This window comes from Streptomyces sp. NPDC004838 (assembly GCF_053600955.1).
Genome location: NZ_JBSGAW010000028.1, coordinates 18,557 through 35,578 on the forward strand (window position 1 = coordinate 18,557; position 17,022 = coordinate 35,578).

Genomic DNA, 17,022 nt, shown 5'->3' on the forward strand with positions numbered 1-17,022 from the left:
CGCGGGCCGACGGCCCGGACCGTCGGTCCCCGGCCTTCGGCTCGCGGCCGGGTACGGAGGGCATGACGCGCTCCGCCCGTCTCCCCGTTTCTTCTGCTGCTACTTCTTCTACCGCTTCTTCACGGCCGCTTCTGTTGGGGCTGCGGCGGCCGTGTTGTCGCGGTGCGTCAGCTCAGACCCGCGACCGTCTCGCGGACCTTCGCGTTGATCTCGGCCGGGATCGGGGCGTAGCCGGCGTCCGAGAGAACCTTCTGGCCCTCGTCGCTCGCGGTGTAGGTCAGGAAGGACTTGACCGTGCCCAGCGTGTCGGCCTTGTTGCCGGTATCGCAGACGACCTCGTACGTCACCAGGACGATCGGGTACGCGCCGTCGGCCTTGGTGGCGTAGTCCAGCTCAAGGGCGAGGTCCTTGCCGGTGCCCTTGACCTTGGCGGCGGCGATCGCCTTGGAGGCGTTCTCCGAGGTCGCCTTCACCGGAGCGGCGGCGCCGGTGTTGATGGCGACGGTGGGGATGGACTGCGAGGTCGCGTAGGACAGCTCGAAGTAGCCGATCGCACCGTCGACCTGCTTGACCTGCGCGGCGACACCGGAGGAGCCGGAGGCGGCCTGGCCGCCGGGGGCGGGCCACTTCTTCTCGGCCTCGTACGGCCAGTCGGCGGCGGCGGTCTTGCCGAGGTACTTGCCGAGGTTCTGCGTGGTGCCCGAGTCCTCGGAGCGGTGGAACGCCTGGATCGCCTTGTCCGGGAGCGACTTGCCCTCGTTCAGCTTGGCGATCGCCGGGTCGTTCCACTTGGTGATCTTGCTGTTGAAGATCTTGGCGATCGTCGGCGCGTCCAGGGTCAGGTCGTCGACGCCGGCGAGGTTGTAGCCGATCGCGACCGGGCCGCCGACCATGGGCAGGTTGATGCCCTGGCCGGTCTTGCAGATCTTCTTGGACTCGGCGACCTCGTCCTCCTTGAGCGCGGAGTCGGAACCCGCGAAGCCCACGGTGCCCTGGTTGAAGGCGACGATGCCCTCGCCGGAGGAGGAGGACTTGTAGTTGATCTCCACGCCGGAGCAGGCGGCCATGTAGTTCTTGACCCACAGGTCCATGGCGTTCTTCTGAGCGCTGGAACCCGAGGCGAGGAGCTTGCCCTGGGCGCCGTCGCACTTGATGTTCGACGCGGCGCTGGTCTTGTCGCTGGTGCTGTCCGTGCCGCCGGCGTTGTCGTCCGAACCACACGCCGTGAGGACCAGGGCGCCGGTGACAGCGAGGGCGCCGAGCGCGGTGGCGCGAAGCCCGTTCTTGCGCTGAAGCTTCACTTTCGGGTGTTCCTTCCAGGAGCCGCCTGGACGCTGACCGTTGTCGGAGACGTTGGTGGCGGCATACGTCGGTGGTGAGGTGCCGGCCCGTTGCCGGTTACCGCGTAAGGCTGAAATTAGGCAGATGAGATGAAGTGGCCCGAGGGGGAGAGTGAACGGAAGGTGAACCGTGTCGGGCGGCTGGGTGCTTGACTGCATGTACCACCTGATGATCCGGCTCCACCCCTGTGGCCTGGGATGTTCCCTGGACCGAGAGAGAGCTGCGGTAGAGCTGCGGTCGGATTGTCGGGGTTCTGTACGGGCTCCTTGCCGCAGGGCTGTGCGGGGCTGCGGTGAGCGGCGGGCGGGGTGGTCGACGGTCGGTCCTGCGGGGGCACGGTCCGCGCATGGTGGGCGGGGTGGGGCGGGCGGGGCAGGGGCACGCGGTGGTGTGGTGGTCCGTGCGTTCCGGCCGTGTCCCGTGCGTCCGCGCTCGCCCGGAGCGGCGGCCCCGGACCGTCCCGTACAACCCCACGGGCTTGGGAAGCCCTCACCGTACCGCCGTCGGCGCACCCGGCCGGACGCCGTGCGCCTCCGGCGGGGAGAGCGGGTGGGGGGTTGCCTTCGGGGTGGGAGTGCCCGTCGCCTGGCGGTACGCGCTCAGTCCCTCGCGCGGCCGGAGTCCGTCGGGTGGAGCGTGCTGAGGAACGCGGTGACCAGGTCCCGGTCGCGGGGCTGGGTCAGCCGGTTGCGGGCCGCCGTCGGCGGGAGCCAGAGGACGCGGTCGACCTCGTGGTTGGCCGCGAAGACCCCGGACGTCGCCTCGGCGGCCCAGTAGCGGACCTCCTTGGGGCGGCCCTCCACGGGATAGCGGACCGTGGGCAGGGCCGGGCCGAGGGCGCAGGCCATGCCCGTCTCCTCGAGGACCTCGCGGAGAGCGCCGTCGCGCGGGTCCTCGTCCCGCTTGAGCTTGCCTTTGGGGTGCGAGAAATCGTCGTACTTAGGACGGTGTACGAGGCAGATCTCCAGGCCCTCGTCCCCGTACGGCGAGCGCCGCCACAGGACACAGCCCGCGGCCAGGATCGCGGCCTCGCTCATCACACCCTCGCCTTCACCGCGATGGAACCGGGCCAGATCTCCTGGAAGGCGAACCGGGCGGCCTCGACCTCGTGCCGCTGGTCGGCGTGGAGCACTCCGAGGGCGTACGCGGTCGCCGGGGCGATCCTCGGGGTACGGGCGGCGGCAGCGGCGGCCTCCGCCGCCTCGGCCGCGTCGCGGTGACGGTCGAGCAGGCCGCCCGCGCGGGCGAGGACCGCCGTCGAGGCGTTCGGCCGGAGGAGCTCCAGTACCTCCAGGGCGTACCGGTGCAGCCGCAGCAGCTGCCGGACCTGGTGCCAGGGCGCGTCCTGGGACTCCTCCGCGTGCGCGGGAGCGAGGCCGTGGACGAGCGCCTCCGCGTTGTAGGGGTGGCCCGCCCTGCTCAGGGGCAGCGCGGTCACCGCCTCCAGCAGCCGCCTCTCCGCCACCTCGGCGGACGGGAACAGCACATCGCGGGCGGGCGAGGCCGCCACCGGCCCGAGCGGCAGATCGGACGCGAGTACGGCGACGGCGTCCGCGACCGCGTGGAAGCGGGAGGAGCCGAGCGCCTGGAGCGCGGCGGAGTGCGCGCGGGTGCGGGCGAGCGTCAGCTGCCGCTCCAGCAGGGCGCCGGCGCGCGCGGCCCCGACCGTGACCGTGCCGGCCGGGGCGTTCGCCGTCGCAACCGGCGCAACCGGTCCCGCGGGCTCCCGTTCCGCCGGGGCCTCGCCCCGTACCACCGGCGGCGGAGACGACCCCGACAGCCGGGACAGCGCCTCCAGCAGCCGGTTCAGCCGGGACGTACAGGCGTGCTCCTGCGCCAGGGTCGTGGTGAGCCAGGCCAGTTCCGCCCGTAGTCCGTCCGACCACACCGGGTCGAGCAGCGGGCGGAAGGTGTGCAGCGTCCCGCCGATGCGCCGGGAGGCCATCCGCAGGGAGCGGGCGGCCTCCGCCACGGCCACCGTGTCCGCCCCGCTCCCGCCGTGCAGCCGCAGACTCCGCAGGAAGTCGCCCGCGCGCGCGTGGAGGTACGCGGCGAGGGCCTCCCCGGCACTGCCCGCGGCGTCCGCGTCCACGTCTGCACCGGCGTCCGCGTCTGCACTGGCGTCCGCGTCTGCACCGGCGTCTGCGTCGGTGCCGGGACCGGCACCGGCCATGACCGCGCCGGAAACCGCAGCCGGCGCCGACACTGATACCGACGTTGATACCGACACCGGCGACGGCGACCGCACAGGCACAGGCACGGGCACAGGCGCCGGAATCGGGTTCGGAACCGGAGCCTCTGCGCTCTGCTGCGGGACGAGGGACGACAGATCAGGGTTGGGCACGCCTGCGCCTCCGGGCGTCGATGAGCATCTCCTGGACATTCCGCAGCGGCTGGCCGTCCGCGTCCGTCGAATGCCGGGTCCAGGCCCCGTCCGGACCCAGATGCCAGGACGACGTGGTGTCGGACATGCCCGTCTCCAGCAGACGGGTGAGCGCCGCGCGGTGGGCCGGGTCGGTGACCCGTACCAGCGCCTCGATACGGCGGTCGAGGTTCCGGTGCATCATGTCGGCGCTGCCGAACCACACCTCGGGCTCGCCGCCGTTGCCGAAGGCGAAGACCCGCGAGTGCTCAAGGAAGCGGCCGAGGACCGACCGTACCCGGATGTTCTCGGAGAGACCGGTGACTCCGGGCCGGATCGCGCAGATCCCGCGCACCCAGATGTCCACCGGCACACCGGTCATCGCCGCCCGGTAGCACGCGTCGATGATCGCCTCGTCCACCATCGAGTTGACCTTGATGCGGACATAGGCGGGCCGCCCGGCGCGGTGGTGCGCGGCCTCCTTGTTTATCCGCGAGATCAGGCCGTCGCGCAGCGACTTGGGCGCGACGAGCAGCCGCCGGTAGGTCTCCCGCCGCGAGTAGCCGGAGAGCCGGTTGAACAGGTCGGACAGATCCGCGCCCACCTGCGGGTCGGTGGTCAGCAGCCCCAGGTCCTCGTACAGCCGCGCGGTCTTCGGGTGGTAGTTGCCCGTGCCGACGTGCGAGTAGCGGCGGAGGATCTCGCCCTCCTGCCGTACCACCAGGGAGAGCTTGCAGTGGGTCTTCAGGCCGACCAGCCCGTAGACGACATGGCAGCCCGCCTCCTCCAGCTTCCGCGCCCACTTGATGTTGGCCTGCTCGTCGAAACGGGCCTTGATCTCGACCAGGACGAGCACCTGCTTGCCCGACTCGGCCGCGTCGATGAGCGCGTCCACTATCGGCGAGTCGCCGGAGGTCCGGTACAGCGTCTGCTTGATCGCCAGGACGTCCGGGTCGGCCGCGGCCTGTTCGAGGAACGCCTGCACGGAGGTGGAGAAGCTGTCGTACGGGTGGTGCAGCAGCACGTCCCGCTCGCGCATCGCCATGAAGATGTCCGGCGCGGACGCCGACTCGACCTCCGAGAGGTCCCGGTGCGTGCCCGCGATGAACTTCTGGTACTTCAGCTCGGGCCGGTCCAGCCCCGCTATGCCGAAGAGGCCGGTGAGGTCGAGAGGGCCGGGCAGCGGATAGACCTCGGCGTCGGAGACCTTCAGCTCGCGCACCAGCAGATCGAGGACGTACGGGTCGATCGACTCCTCGACCTCCAGCCGGACGGGGGGCCCGAAGCGCCGCCGCATCAGCTCCTTCTCCAGCGCCTGGAGCAGATTCTCGGCGTCGTCCTCCTCGACCTCCAGATCCTCGTTCCTGGTCACCCGGAACATGTGGTGCGCCAGCACTTCCATACCGGGGAACAGCTCCTCGAGGTGCGCCGCGATGACGTCCTCCAGCGGTACGTACCGCTGCGGCGACGCTTCGAGGAACCGGGAGAGCAGCGGCGGGACCTTGACGCGGGCGAAGTGACGGTGGCCGCTGACCGGGTTGCGCACGACGACCGCGAGGTTCAGGGAGAGCCCGGAGATGTACGGGAACGGATGCGCCGGGTCCACGGCCAGCGGTGTCAGGACGGGGAAGATCTGCTGCCGGAACAGCGTGAACAGCCGCGCCTGCTCCTTCTCCGTGAGATCCGGCCAGCGGATGAGATGGATGCCCTCCTCGGCGAGCGCGGGGGACACGTCCTGCTGGAAGCAGGCGGCGTGCCGGGCCATGAGTTCGCGCGAGCGCGTCCAGATCAGGTCCAGTACCTCGCGCGGCTGGAGACCGGACGCGGACCGGGTGGCGACGCCGGTGGCTATACGGCGCTTGAGACCGGCGACGCGGACCATGAAGAACTCGTCCAGGTTCGACGCGAAGATCGCGAGGAAGTTGGCCCGTTCGAGTAGCGGGGTCGCGGGGTCCTCGGCCAGCTCCAGCACTCGCTCGTTGAACGCGAGCCAGCTGCGCTCCCTGTCCAGGAAACGCCCCTGGGGCAGCTCGGTGCCGGCGCCGCTGCGGTCGTCCTCTTCATACGCGTCGAGATCCCCGTCGAGATCCGGCTCCAGGTCCGACACCGTGGCGGCGACGGTGTGCGGCCGGTGCGCGGCTATGGAACCGACGGACGGCTGGGGGTGCTGGACCGATGCCTCGGCAGGCTGCTGACTCATGAACCCATTCTTCCGCGTGGAGGGGGTGACAGGCGCGTCGGAGAGGGCCGGGAGGAGAGGAAATTTCCCGTTTGGAGCCTCGTTCCGGAGCAGGGGTACGGAGTCGGGCAGAGCTGGCTGCATTGAGTGAGGGTCGCAAAGCCGTCTGAATGGCCGGTGACGACGACATGACGTACGGGGGCTGGACGGAGCACGGGCAGCGCGGGGCAGCACGCGGGAGCGCTGGGGAGCGTGACCGGTGGTGCGGCGGAATCCTCTCACTCACCGTGCGTGAGGGGAAAGATCACCTGTGCGATGCACGCGGGGAGGAGACGTCCGGGGCCGTTTCCGGCGCGCGCCGGAGACGCCTCTTCTGGGGTTGCTCGCCTTTTCGGGGTCGCTCTCTCCGGCCCTCGCCCTCGCCCTCCCGCTTCCGTCTCCTTCCGCTTCTGTGTCCTTCCGTTTCCGTGTTCTTCCGGCGCGTCTCTCAGGACTCGGTGCGGTACATCAGATCCACCTCGTGCGTGGTGAAGCCCAGCCGCTCGTACACCGTGACGGCGGCGGTGTTGTCGGCGTCGACGTAGAGCATCGCCGTCGGCAGCCCCTGTGCGGCCAGATGGCGCAGTCCGGTCGCGGTGAGCGCCTTGCCGAGTCCGCCGCCCTGGGCGTCGGGCCGGATGCCGACGACGTACACCTCGCCGAGCTGCTCGGCGGCGTGCTCCTTCGTCCAGTGGAAGCCGATGATCTCCCCGGCGCGCTCGGCGAGGAAGAACCCCTTGGGGTCGAACCACGGCTCGCCCTTGCGGTCGTCCAGATCCCGCTGGGTGAGCGAGCCCTGCTCCGGGTGGTGGGCGAAGGCGGCGGCGTTCACCGCGAGCCACGCGGCGTCGTCCTGGCCGGGGACGAAGGTGCGTACGGTGACGCCGGGCGGGTACACCGGCTCCGCGATGTCCAGCGGGCTCAGGGGGCGACGGAGCTGCCGCAGCTCACGGAAGAGGGTCAGCCCGAGCACCTGCGCCAGATGCCGGGCGGCCGACTTGCCGCCGTGCGCCCACACCCGCAGCCGCTTTCCGGAGGCGGCGAGCAGGGCGCTCCCGAGCGCCCGGCCGTGGCCGCGCCCCCGGTGCGAGGGGTGCACGACCAGCTCGGCGGCCGGGGCCTCCACCGGATCGGTGTCCTCCAGCTGCGCGTATCCGATCAGCTCACCGCCGACGGTGAGCAGGAGGTGGCGTACGCCTTCCCGCCTGCCGCCGCGCAACTGGAGCCTGCCCTGTTCGGAGACCGCCTGCGTCCCGTCCGCCGCGGCGGCGTCGGCGAGCACGGCGAGAACGTCCTCCGCCTGCTCGGGAGTCAGCTCGTCGAGGCTCTCGATCTGCCGGCCGGGCTCCGGGAACACTGCGTCAGTCGTCATGAGAAGAGCGTACGGCGGCGGCCTCGCGGACCGGGCGTACGGGTCAGCGCGGCGGGACGACACGGGTGACGACGCTCTCCACGAGCTGGTCGAGTCCGGTGTCGGCGAGCATCTCGGGCAGGGTGAAGTGCTCCAGCAGGAGCCCGGTCATGGCGAGATAGAGGACGCGCACAGTGTCTTCGTCGCCGGGCAGGCCGGAGTCCAGGTGGAAGCGGACGCTTTCGTCGAACGATGTGCGTACGGCACGGTTCAGCTCGGCCTGGAGCGCGGGGCGGCGGGTGGCCTCCAGCCGGAGTTCCAGCAGGGCCAGATAGCCGGTGCGCTCATCGGTCATCCGGCGCATCAGCCAGTGCATCAGCTCCGTGACCAGCTCACGGGTGGGCTCCGCGCGCATGGCCTCCCCGACCTGGAGGGGGTCGGGAGTCATCCGTACATGGATGCGGCTGCCCACCTGGGTGAACAGGTCGTCCCTGTCGGCGAAGTAGTTGGACGCGGTGCCGACCGGGACTCCGGCCCGGGCGTCGACCGCGCGGAAGGTGAGGCCGCGTGCTCCCTCGTGCGCCAGCACCTCGATGGCGGCGTCGATGAGGGCGGTCCTGCGCTCGGGGTTTCTGACCATGCGTACTGCCTCCTGTTCGGGCCGGCGGCCCAGCGGCTCGCCGGTGGGCGGCGCGTCGGCCAGCATGTCTTGCTTTAACCACTACATGTGAAGCACTATAAATGAAGTGGTTGACCTTCCGGTGCGCGCCGGGAGCCTTCCAGGAGAAAAGGGGAACGCCTTGCGCAAGCTCACCTACTTCATCGCCTGCTCCATCGACGGCTTCATCGGCGACCCGGCCGGTGACGCGTCATCCATGTTCAAGTACGTGAACGAGGAGTTCCTCGACTTTCTCAAGACGGAGTACCCGGAGACGATCTCGGCCGAGGGGCGCGCGGTCCTCGGCCTCCCCGACGCCCCGAACCAGCGGTTCGACACGGTCGTCCAGGGCCGGGGCAGCTACCGGATCGCGCTGGACGCGGGTATCACCAGCCCGTACGGGCATCTGCGCGAGTACGTGGCCTCCCGGACGCTCGGCGAGTCGCCGGATCCGAACGTGGAGCTGATCTCCGGCGATCTCGTCGGCCGGATCCGCGAGCTGAAGGCGGAGGACGGCGGGCTGGGGATCTGGCTCTGCGGCGGCTCGCAGCTCGCGGGTGAACTGCTCGACGAGATCGACGAACTGGTCATCAAGACGTATCCGGAGGTCTACGGCTCCGGAATGCCGATGTTCGGCTCGGGTTTCGCGGTCACCAGGTTCGCGCTGGAGGCGGTCCGCGCGTTCGAGAACGGCGTGCTGGTGCGGACGTACAGCCGCTGCGGCTGATGGCGCGGGGGGCGGGGGTGCGGGTTGCCTGCGGGCGCGGGTGGTGCGGGCGCTTGTCGGGTGCGGGTTGCCTGCCGCTGTGGGTGGTGCGGGGCTTGTTGGGTGCGGGTCGCTTGCTGCCGCGAGGGGTGTGGGGGCTTGTTCGGTTCGGGATCGGGGGTCCTCCGGGCTCGACTCCTCGGGGTCGGCGGCATACAGGCGCTTTGATCAGGAACCCCGGACTTGCCGCCGATCCCCTGCGGGGACGACCCTGCACACCCCCTCCCAGAGGCGGACAAGAACGGCCCGCTCTCGCGGTTTTGCCGGAAACGCGAAACTCGGGCCCTCGGGGTGAGTGGCGTCACGGGTGGTGCGGGGGCTTTCTGATCATCTGATTGATCAGATGTGTTTCAGCCCGGCCGACCTGCGAAAAGATGTCGCCATATGGTGATCATCAAGGGCAGGATGAACCGCATGGTCGACTGCTACGAGTATCGAATCGTGACCAGCCGCGGCGATCTGACGCTGATCTGGCGGCGCGGCGAGGACGACGCACTCGACCGGCTCGCGCTCGACGACCGCGGGCGGCTGCTGACCTTCCCGGACCGGGAGAGTGCGCGGAGGTACTGCGAAGACCAGGGCAGGCGGCTCGTACGGGACGACGAGCCGCCTCTCGATCTGGTCGCCGTGGGCCGCTGGGCCGAACAGTCCGGCCCCGGCCCGTACGCGGGTCCGGACGCCGGTCCGGTGTCGGCGGGGCTGGTTCTGGACGCGTGGAACTTCTTCGAGGACCTCGCCCGCAGTCTGAAGGCCGATCCGCCCCTGCCTCCTCGCGGCCCCCTGTCGGAGAGCGCCTACGAGAAGATCTTCGGCGGCTCGGCCCTCGATCCGGACGGCGGAGCCGGAGCCTGGACGGCCGACGAGACCGAAGCCGTACGCGTGCTCCTGCGGGCGGGACTGGAACTCTGGCGACAGGCGGTGCCGGACGCGCCCCTCACCGGCCCGGCCTCCCCGTAAACCCCGGTCGGGGTGTTTCCACGATCAGCGGCAGACCCTCACGAGGTACGGCCTTGCCGATACCGCATGGGTGAACATACGTACGGTAACCGGTGCGTGGTGGTACGTGAGTGGTGCCCTGTGCCCAATGTGGTGCTGGTGGGGGACAGTTCGCCTGGTCAGCGACTCGTACGCTGGGTCAGCGTAGGGGTGCGAGGGGTGGACAGTATGGATAACTGTCCGTGACGATCAGTGTGTTGGGAGTGTGAGCCGAGGCGGATGCGCGGGGGTGTCCTGGCATGACGGACGGTACGAACGGGATCGGCGACGCGAGCCCCTGCCCCAGCGGCGGTGGCGGGGGCAGTGAACCGGAGGTCTCGGACAGCCTCAAGGCGTTCGGCGAGGTCCTCAAGGCGTTCCGGAAGCGGGCGCGTCTGACGCAGGAGCAGTTCGCCCCGCTGGTGCGGTACTCGGTTCCCACGGTTGCCTCGATCGAGCAGGGCCGCCGCTTCCCCACGACGGAGTTCGTCGAGCGCGCGGAGGAGGTCCTGGACGCGTTCGGCGCGATTCGGGGCGCGGCCCGTCATCTGTCGCGCCAGCCAGGGCTCGCAAGCTGGTTCCGGCAGTGGGGCAAGCTGGAGGAAGAGGCGGTCACTCTGTGGACGTACGAGTGCCGGGTGATCCCTGGCCTCCTGCAAACGGAGTCGTACGCACGGGCGGTGACCGAGAGCGTCCCGCCGGTCAAGGACGAGGATCAGGTGAACCAGCAGGTAGCGGCCCGCTTGGATCGCCAGCAACTCTTCCGGCGCAGGCCGCCGATCGCGTTCAGCTTCATCATCGAGCAGGCGCTGATCGAACGAGGCACCGGTGGACCGGAGGTGACACGGGAGCTGATCGACCATCTCCTGGAGCGGGCATCACAGTTCAACGTAGAGCTGCAGATCATGCCACTGCGGCAACCGGATCACGCGGGGTTCGACGGGTCTCTTCAGTTACTGGAGACACCGCAGAACCGGTGGCTCGGATACGCCGAGGGGCAGCGCGGCGGGCTGCTGATCGGCGACCCCAAGGAAGTCAGCATCACACTCCAACGCTATGCGAAACTGCGCTCACAGGCTCTTAGCCACGAGGACTCCGTGGGCCTGTTGAAGCGAATGCGAGGAGCGCTATGAGTATGTCCGAACTGGCATGGTTCAAAAGCAGCTACAGCGGCTCCGACGGCGACGACTGCGTTGAGGTGGCTCTCTGCTGGCACAAGTCCAGTTACAGCAGCGGTAGTGACGGCGATTGTGTCGAGGTCGCGTCCTGCCCTGGCGTGGTCCATGTCCGGGACTCGAAGGTGCAGGAGGGTCCGCAACTGGCCCTCGCGCCGGGGGCCTGGACCGGTTTCCTGCCGTACGCGATCCGGCTCTGATCCCGCTGAAGCGAATGCGAGGAGCGCTATGAGCACGTCCGATCTGGTCTGGTTCAAGAGCAGCTACAGCGGCTCGCAGGGCGATGACTGCGTCGAGGTGGCTCTGTTCTGGCACAAGTCGAGCTACAGCAGCGGTAGTCAAGGTGATTGTGTCGAGATCGCGTCCTGCCCCGACAGGATCCACGTTCGGGACTCGAAGGTGCAGGAGGGTCCGCAACTGGCTCTCGCGCCGGGGGCCTGGACCGGTTTCCTGTCGTACGTGGCCCAGATCTGATCCCGCTGTACGCACGCGCGCCCCGCACCGGAACCCATCCGGCGCGGGGCGCACCCGCTTGAGGGATCTTCGGCCCGCTGGGCGACGACGCCTGACGATCTATAGGTGCCTGCGGACGGCAGCGGCCCCGACGGCCGCGCCCGGGGGTTCGGCTCCCGCCCCGACCGACAGGGGGTCAGTTCCCGCCCGTGCCGCAGAACTCCGCGTTCATCACCTCGCCCATGCCCTCTCCGGTCCAGTCTCCGTTGAGGTTGTACGCGAGTGAGTGCCGGCCGTCCTCCGTCGTCACGGCGAGCGAGAGGGAGCCGATCCAGCCGCCGCTGTGGCCCCATACCTTGACGCCGCAACTGGTGTTGAAGGTCCCGATCCCCAGTCCGTAGCCCGAGGTGGGGTCGTCGGGGTCGGGGATCAGTGTCTTCATCGCCTTGAGCTGCTTCTTCGGCAGCACCTTGCCGCTCAGCAGCGCGCTGAAGAACCGGTTCAGATCGGAGGCGCTGGAGATTATGTCGCCTTCCGCCCACGTCTGGGACGCGTTCTGGAGCGTGACGTCGTAGACCTTCGTCGCGTTCGGGTCCTCGGACAGCTTCGAGTACGCCCGGCTGCTCGGTTTCGGCATGTGCGAGGTGTTCTCGGGCATCGTGGTCGCGCGCAGGCCGAGTGGCTTGATGATCCGCTGCCGGACCTCTTCCTCGTACGACCGGCCGCCGGCCTTCTCCATGATCAGCGCGGCCAGTACGTAGTTGGTGTTGGAGTAGCTGTAGCCGGTGCCGGGCGCGAACTTCGGCTGGTGGCCCAGGGCGACCTCGACGGCCGTCTGCGGGGTCCGCGTCTCGAAGCGGTGCTTCAGGAAGCCCGGCGCGAAGAGGTACTTCTGCTGGTAGTCGGGGTCGGCGAGGAAGTCGTAGACCCCGCTGCTGTGGTTGAGCAACTGCCGGACGGTGATCTTCCGGCCGTCGTTTCCGTTGCCGCGCACCAGGCCGGGCAGCCAGCGGTCCACCGTGTCGTCGAGGTCAAGCTTGCCCTCGGCCTCCATCTGGAGCAGGACGGTCGCCACGAACGTCTTGGTGATGCTGGCGATACGGAAGCGGTCGTCGCCGCCGCGCGGTGCGCCCGTCTTCCGGTTGCCGACACCCGAAGTGCCCTTCCAGACACCGTGCTTGTCGCGCACCTGGCCTATGACGCCGGGTATGCCGGCCTTCACCACGGCGTCCATCGCGCGCTGGGTCGCCTGGTGCGCGCCGCCGCTCGTATGCGCCTGGGCCGGGGCGGCGAACGCCGTCGAGGCCACCGCCGCGGCGACGAGGCCCACCGCACCCGTACGTGCCCATCGCGCCGCATTCGCACCCGCACTCGCGTCCGTACGCGCCGGTCGTCGTGCTGCCATGCACCCGCTCCTCGCTCTGTGGGGATTCATCGGGGGAAATGACCGCACACGGGGGCGTGCCGGTTGATTCCCCTACCGGCGATGGCCGAAAAGTATGCGTGACGGCAACCAGGTCTTCACGCTTGCCCCCTGTCGCGCTACGCGCGTTGACTCTAGGCTGCGGGGCGCAGCTCCCACACCGCGCCGAGCCCCGAGGGGAAAGATGGCAGCCAGCCCGCATACGACGAGACCTCACAGAAACCGACGCATTCTCGCCACGGTCGCCGGACTGGCCACAGTCGGCGCGCTGGTCGCGGCGATGCCCGCGACCACGGCGGGAGCCCAGGAGAAGGGAGGTGGCCACGGCCGGACCGTGGACGTCCAGTTGCTCTCCCTCAACGACTTCCACGGCAACCTCCAGCCGCCCTCCGGCTCGGGCGGGCGTGTCACGCACACCAACCCCGACGGCACGACCAGGACCATCGACGCGGGCGGCGTCGAGTATCTGGCGACCCATCTGCGCCAGGCCCGTGAGGGGAACCGCTACTCCATCACCGCCGCCGCCGGTGACATGATCGGCGCGACGCCGATGCTCTCCGGTCTCTTCCACGACGAGCCGACGATCGAGGCGCTGAACAAGCTCAAGCTCGATGTCTCCTCCGTCGGGAACCATGAGTTCGACGAGGGTGCCGCGGAACTCGCCCGGATCCAGAGCGGCGGCTGTCACCCCACCGAGGGCTGCTTCGAGCGCGGCAAGAAGTTCGAGGGCGCCGACTTCCCGTATCTGACCGCCAACGTCACGTACGAGAGGAGCGGACGGCCGCTGCTCGACCCGTACTTCATCTGGGAGAAGAACGGGGTCAGGATCGGTTTCATCGGGGTGACCCTGGAGGGCACACCGGACATCGTCAACGCGGCGGGCATCAAGGGCCTGAAGTTCGGCGACGAGATCGAGGCGATCAACAAGTACACGAGGATCCTGGAGCGCAAGGGCGTCAAGTCGATCGTCGCCCTGCTGCACGAAGGCGGAGCCCCGGCCTCCGCCTCGTACAACTACGACTGCGACAGCCCCGGCCCCGGCGACGGCATCTCCGGCCCGATCGTCGACATCGCGAAGAAGGTCAGCCCGCAGGTCGACGCGCTGGTCACCGGCCACACCCACCAGGCGTACGCGTGCACCATCCCCGACCCCGCGGGCAAGCCACGCACGGTCACCTCGGCGGCCTCCGCCGGACGGCTCTACACGGACACGACGCTGACGTACGACCGCCGTACGAAGGACATCGTCCGCACCTCCGTCGCGGCCGCGAACCACGTCGTCACCCGCGATGTGCCGAAGGCCACCGACATGACCCGGCTCATCGACCGCTGGAACACGCTGGCCGCGCCCGTCGCGAACCGTCCCGTCGGCCATATCTCCGCCGACATCGACAACCCGCCGGCCGAGGAACGCCCGCTGGGCAATCTGATCGCCGACGCGCAGCTCGAAGCGTTCGCACCCGCCGACAAGGGCGGAGCGCAGCTCGCGCTGATGAACCCCGGCGGGATCCGGGCACCCATGGTGCACGCGGCGTCGGGCGGTGAGGGCGATGGTGTGGTGACCTACGGCGAGGCGTTCACCGTGCAGCCGTTCACCAACATGATGAACGTCGTCGATCTGACCGGCGCTCAGTTGATCACCGCGCTCCAACAGCAGGTCAGCGGCCCGAACCAGGCGTCACCGAAGATCCTTCAGGTGTCGAAGGGCTTCACCTACACCCTGGATCTGACGAAGACGGGCGCGGACCGGATCGTGACCGGATCGGTCAGGCTCAACGGTGAGGCGATCGATCCGGCGAAGACGTACCGGGTCGCGATCAACGAGTTCCTGTCGGGCGGCGGCGACGGGTTCGCCGTACTGAAGGAGCACACGAACAAGCTCGTCGGAGCGTCCGACCTGGATGTGCTGATTGCCTACCTGGGCGCGCACTCCAGCGCGGCCTCTCCGCTCGCGCCGCCGGCCACCGGCCGGATCACGGTCGTCAGGTAGCGTTCGCCGCCCCACCCGTACGGCCGCGTGGGGCGGCGGGCTTTCGGGCCCGCCGCCCCACTGCCGTATCCGGCCGCCATCCCCGGCCGTCGTATCCGGACGCCATGCCCGGCCGGTCTTCCGGTCGCCGCTCCTGCCCGCCTCCCTGCCCGCCTCCCTGCCCGCCTCACATGTGCGCCGGGGGCGGATCGGAGGCCCCCGGCAGACGGATGACCGCCACCGTGCCGCCGCCCGCCGCGGGTTCGAGACGGATCTCGCCGCCCGCCTGCTGGAGCGTGCGCGCCACGATGGAGAGCCCGAGCCCCGAGCCCGGCAGGGCGCGGGCCGACGGCGAGCGCCAGAACCGCTCGAAGACATGAGGGAGTTCATCGGCGGGGATGCCGGGCCCGTGGTCCCGTACCGTCAGCTCGCCGCCCTTCAGGCGTACCTCGACCGCTCCGCCCGGCGGCGAGAACTTCACCGCGTTGTCCATGACGTTGACCAGCGCCCGCTCCAGCGCGGCGGGCTCGGCCCGTACGAACCAGGGTTCGAGATCGTCCACGAAGACCAGCTCGGGGCCCCGCAGCCGGGCCCGTGCCAACGCGGTCCCCACGGTGTCGTGCAGCCCGACCACCATCAGCGGCCCGCCCTGCGTGGCGTCCGGCCGGGACAGCTCCTGCAAGTCGCCGATCAGCGCGGCCAGTTCCGCCATCTGCGCCTTCACCGAGGTCATCAGGGCCAGCCGGTCGGCGGGCGGGATCGGCCGACCGGTCTGGTCGCTGCGGGCGAGGAGGTCGATGTTCGTACGCAGCGAGGTCAGCGGCGTACGCAGCTCATGACCCGCGTCCGCGATCAGCCGCGCCTGCCGGTCCCGTGAGGACGCCAGCGCCGCGGTCATCGAGTTGAACGAGCGGGAGAGCCGGGCGATCTCGTCCTCGCCGTCGGCCGGAATGCGGACGGTCAGATCCTCCGTACGCGCCACATGCTCCACGGCCTCCGTGAGCCGGTCCACCGGCGCCAGCCCGGCCCGCGCCACCCACAGCCCGGCCACGCCCGCGCCCAGCACCCCGACGCCCGCGAGCCCCATGAGCAGCAGCGCCAGCCGGTTCAGCGACGAGGAGATCTCCTCCAGCGGCCGGGACACCGACACGGCCACCGGGGTTCCCCCCTTGATGACCATCTGGGTGGTGTGGACCCGCACGGGTTCGCCGCTGTCGGTGACACTGTCGTGCAGCGTGCTCTCCAGTTTCCCGGTCGCGACGCCGATGTCGGACGGCCGCACCTTCACCGGCAGGCTGTACGGATCGACACAGCGGGTGCCGTCCACGCCGATGACCTGTGTATACGCGAACGACGAGGACTCCTGCGAGGCGCTCTGGACACCGTCGCCGCACAGCGTCACGGCGTCCTCCACGACCTTCCCCGGCGCGCGGGTGTTCTCCAGCGAGGTGTCCAGCTCCTGATTGAGCTGCGCCCGCGCCAGCAGCCAGCAGGCGGCGGCCACGGCGGCCACGGCGGCGGCCACGGCGACCGCGACCAGCAGCGCGAGCCGTGACCGCAGGGGGAGCGTACGGAACCGGCCGACCAGGCTCTTCACCCCTCACCGCCGCCCGTCCGCAGGACATACCCCACCCCGCGGACCGTGTGCACCAGCCGGGGCTCGCCGCCCGCCTCGGTCTTCCGCCGCAGATACATGACATAGACATCCAGCGAATTGGAGCTGGGCTCGAAGTCGAAGCCCCAGACCGACTTGAGGATCTGCTCGCGGGTGAGGACCTGACGGGGGTGGGTCAGCAGGAGTTCGAGCAGGGTGAACTCGGTACGGGTCAGCTCGACGGCCCGCGTACCGCGGTGGACTTCTCGGGTGGCGAGGTTCATCGCCAGATCGCCGAAGCTCAGGACGTCGTGACGGCTGTCCGCGGCCGTGCCGCCGCCCGTGGCGTACGAGCGCCGCCGCAGCAGGGCCCGTATCCGGGCGAACAGCTCGTCCAGCTCGAACGGCTTGACCAGATAGTCGTCCGCGCCCGCGTCCAGCCCGGTGACGCGGTCGCCGACGGTGTCGCGCGCGGTCAGCATCAGAATCGGCACGGTCGATCCGGAGCCGCGGAGGCGGCGGGCCGCGGTCAGCCCGTCCATGCGCGGCATCTGGATGTCGAGCACGACGAGGTCCGGGCCGTACGCCTCCGCCTTCGCGAGCGCGTCCACTCCGTCGACGGCGACCTCGGTTCCGTATCCCTCGAAGGCGAGACTCCGCTGCAGCGCCTCTCGGACGGCAGGCTCGTCGTCGACGATGAGAATGCGGTCGCCCCCATGGGAATCAGTCATGCTCTC

The 17,022-nt window shown here is 69.8% G+C and carries 15 protein-coding genes; 6 read left to right on the forward strand and 9 right to left on the reverse strand.

Features of this window, described 5'->3' with window-relative positions:
* Positions 1-167: 167 nt before the first annotated feature.
* The 6 genes from pstS to ACWEFL_RS27615 all read right to left on the reverse strand — a co-directional run bounded on the left by pstS (position 168) and on the right by ACWEFL_RS27615 (position 7,912).
* Positions 168-1,301, reverse strand: coding sequence for a phosphate ABC transporter substrate-binding protein PstS (gene pstS, locus ACWEFL_RS27590; RefSeq protein ID WP_451717394.1), 1,134 nt, complete (start codon positions 1,299-1,301; stop codon positions 168-170).
* Between the two features lie 639 nt (positions 1,302-1,940).
* Positions 1,941-2,378 (reverse strand): NUDIX hydrolase, encoded by a 438-nt coding sequence (locus tag ACWEFL_RS27595; RefSeq protein ID WP_451717395.1) that lies wholly within the window; start codon positions 2,376-2,378, stop codon positions 1,941-1,943.
* A complete protein-coding gene (locus ACWEFL_RS27600; protein ID WP_451717396.1) occupies positions 2,378-3,514 on the reverse strand; it encodes a CHAD domain-containing protein in 1,137 nt (378 codons plus the stop codon). Before ACWEFL_RS27600 ends, ACWEFL_RS27595 begins: the two co-directional genes overlap by 1 nt.
* A gap of 157 nt (positions 3,515-3,671) precedes the next feature.
* Positions 3,672-5,903: an RNA degradosome polyphosphate kinase gene (locus ACWEFL_RS27605; protein ID WP_451717397.1), complete on the reverse strand. Its 2,232-nt coding sequence runs from the start codon at positions 5,901-5,903 to the stop codon at positions 3,672-3,674.
* Positions 5,904-6,369: 466 nt separating this feature from the next.
* Complete coding sequence (gene mshD / locus ACWEFL_RS27610) at positions 6,370-7,293, reverse strand: mycothiol synthase (protein ID WP_451717398.1); 924 nt, start codon at positions 7,291-7,293, stop codon at positions 6,370-6,372.
* A 43-nt stretch (positions 7,294-7,336) separates the two neighbouring features.
* On the reverse strand, positions 7,337-7,912 hold the full coding sequence (locus ACWEFL_RS27615) for a TetR/AcrR family transcriptional regulator (protein ID WP_451717400.1): 576 nt from the start codon (positions 7,910-7,912) through the stop codon (positions 7,337-7,339).
* A 160-nt stretch (positions 7,913-8,072) separates the two neighbouring features.
* On the opposite strand from ACWEFL_RS27615, the gene ACWEFL_RS27620 reads away from it, so the two are divergent.
* The 5 genes from ACWEFL_RS27620 to ACWEFL_RS27640 all read left to right on the forward strand — a co-directional run bounded on the left by ACWEFL_RS27620 (position 8,073) and on the right by ACWEFL_RS27640 (position 11,320).
* The gene (locus ACWEFL_RS27620; RefSeq protein WP_451717402.1) at positions 8,073-8,657 is read left to right on the forward strand and encodes a dihydrofolate reductase family protein; all 585 of its coding nucleotides are present in this window, start codon (positions 8,073-8,075) and stop codon (positions 8,655-8,657) included.
* Positions 8,658-9,080: 423 nt separating this feature from the next.
* Complete coding sequence (locus ACWEFL_RS27625; RefSeq protein WP_451717404.1) at positions 9,081-9,653, forward strand: hypothetical protein; 573 nt, start codon at positions 9,081-9,083, stop codon at positions 9,651-9,653.
* Between the two features lie 278 nt (positions 9,654-9,931).
* Positions 9,932-10,804, forward strand: coding sequence for a helix-turn-helix domain-containing protein (locus ACWEFL_RS27630; RefSeq protein WP_451717406.1), 873 nt, complete (start codon positions 9,932-9,934; stop codon positions 10,802-10,804).
* Positions 10,801-11,046: a DUF397 domain-containing protein gene (locus ACWEFL_RS27635; RefSeq protein WP_451717407.1), complete on the forward strand. Its 246-nt coding sequence runs from the start codon at positions 10,801-10,803 to the stop codon at positions 11,044-11,046. Before ACWEFL_RS27630 ends, ACWEFL_RS27635 begins: the two co-directional genes overlap by 4 nt.
* 28 nt (positions 11,047-11,074) lie before the next feature.
* Positions 11,075-11,320 (forward strand): DUF397 domain-containing protein, encoded by a 246-nt coding sequence (locus ACWEFL_RS27640; RefSeq protein ID WP_451717409.1) that lies wholly within the window; start codon positions 11,075-11,077, stop codon positions 11,318-11,320.
* Positions 11,321-11,495: 175 nt separating this feature from the next.
* Here ACWEFL_RS27640 and ACWEFL_RS27645 read toward each other — a convergent pair whose 3' ends face one another.
* A complete protein-coding gene (locus tag ACWEFL_RS27645) occupies positions 11,496-12,704 on the reverse strand; it encodes a serine hydrolase domain-containing protein (RefSeq protein WP_451717411.1) in 1,209 nt (402 codons plus the stop codon).
* 202 nt (positions 12,705-12,906) lie between these two features.
* Here ACWEFL_RS27645 and ACWEFL_RS27650 point away from each other — a divergent pair, with 202 nt between their 5' ends.
* Positions 12,907-14,712 (forward strand): bifunctional metallophosphatase/5'-nucleotidase, encoded by a 1,806-nt coding sequence (locus ACWEFL_RS27650; RefSeq protein WP_451717413.1) that lies wholly within the window; start codon positions 12,907-12,909, stop codon positions 14,710-14,712.
* 166 nt (positions 14,713-14,878) lie between these two features.
* Here the strand turns inward: ACWEFL_RS27650 and ACWEFL_RS27655 are convergent, their stop codons facing one another.
* Entirely contained in the window at positions 14,879-16,279 is a 1,401-nt protein-coding gene (locus tag ACWEFL_RS27655) for a sensor histidine kinase (protein WP_451717543.1), read from the reverse strand.
* Between the two features lie 5 nt (positions 16,280-16,284).
* Positions 16,285-17,016 carry a response regulator transcription factor gene (locus ACWEFL_RS27660; protein WP_451717415.1) on the reverse strand — a complete coding sequence of 244 codons (732 nt, stop codon included), beginning with the start codon at positions 17,014-17,016 and terminating at the stop codon, positions 16,285-16,287.
* Between the last annotated feature and the right edge of the window lie 6 nt (positions 17,017-17,022).

Excerpts from the sequence above, each read along its gene's own strand:
- ACWEFL_RS27645 (WP_451717411.1), bottom strand. The coding sequence starts at position 12,704 with ATGGCAGCACGACGACCGGCGCGTACGGACGCGAGTGCGGGTGCGAAT.
- ACWEFL_RS27625 (WP_451717404.1), top strand. The coding sequence starts at position 9,081 with ATGGTGATCATCAAGGGCAGGATGAACCGCATGGTCGACTGCTACGAG.
- ACWEFL_RS27630 (WP_451717406.1), top strand. The coding sequence starts at position 9,932 with ATGACGGACGGTACGAACGGGATCGGCGACGCGAGCCCCTGCCCCAGC.
- ACWEFL_RS27650 (WP_451717413.1), top strand. The coding sequence starts at position 12,907 with ATGGCAGCCAGCCCGCATACGACGAGACCTCACAGAAACCGACGCATT.
- ACWEFL_RS27640 (WP_451717409.1), top strand. The coding sequence starts at position 11,075 with ATGAGCACGTCCGATCTGGTCTGGTTCAAGAGCAGCTACAGCGGCTCG.
- ACWEFL_RS27605 (WP_451717397.1), bottom strand. The coding sequence starts at position 5,903 with ATGAGTCAGCAGCCTGCCGAGGCATCGGTCCAGCACCCCCAGCCGTCC.
- ACWEFL_RS27600 (WP_451717396.1), bottom strand. The coding sequence starts at position 3,514 with ATGGCCGGTGCCGGTCCCGGCACCGACGCAGACGCCGGTGCAGACGCG.
- mshD (WP_451717398.1), bottom strand. The coding sequence starts at position 7,293 with ATGACGACTGACGCAGTGTTCCCGGAGCCCGGCCGGCAGATCGAGAGC.
- ACWEFL_RS27660 (WP_451717415.1), bottom strand. The coding sequence starts at position 17,016 with ATGACTGATTCCCATGGGGGCGACCGCATTCTCATCGTCGACGACGAG.
- ACWEFL_RS27595 (WP_451717395.1), bottom strand. The coding sequence starts at position 2,378 with ATGAGCGAGGCCGCGATCCTGGCCGCGGGCTGTGTCCTGTGGCGGCGC.
- ACWEFL_RS27635 (WP_451717407.1), top strand. The coding sequence starts at position 10,801 with ATGAGTATGTCCGAACTGGCATGGTTCAAAAGCAGCTACAGCGGCTCC.
- ACWEFL_RS27615 (WP_451717400.1), bottom strand. The coding sequence starts at position 7,912 with ATGGTCAGAAACCCCGAGCGCAGGACCGCCCTCATCGACGCCGCCATC.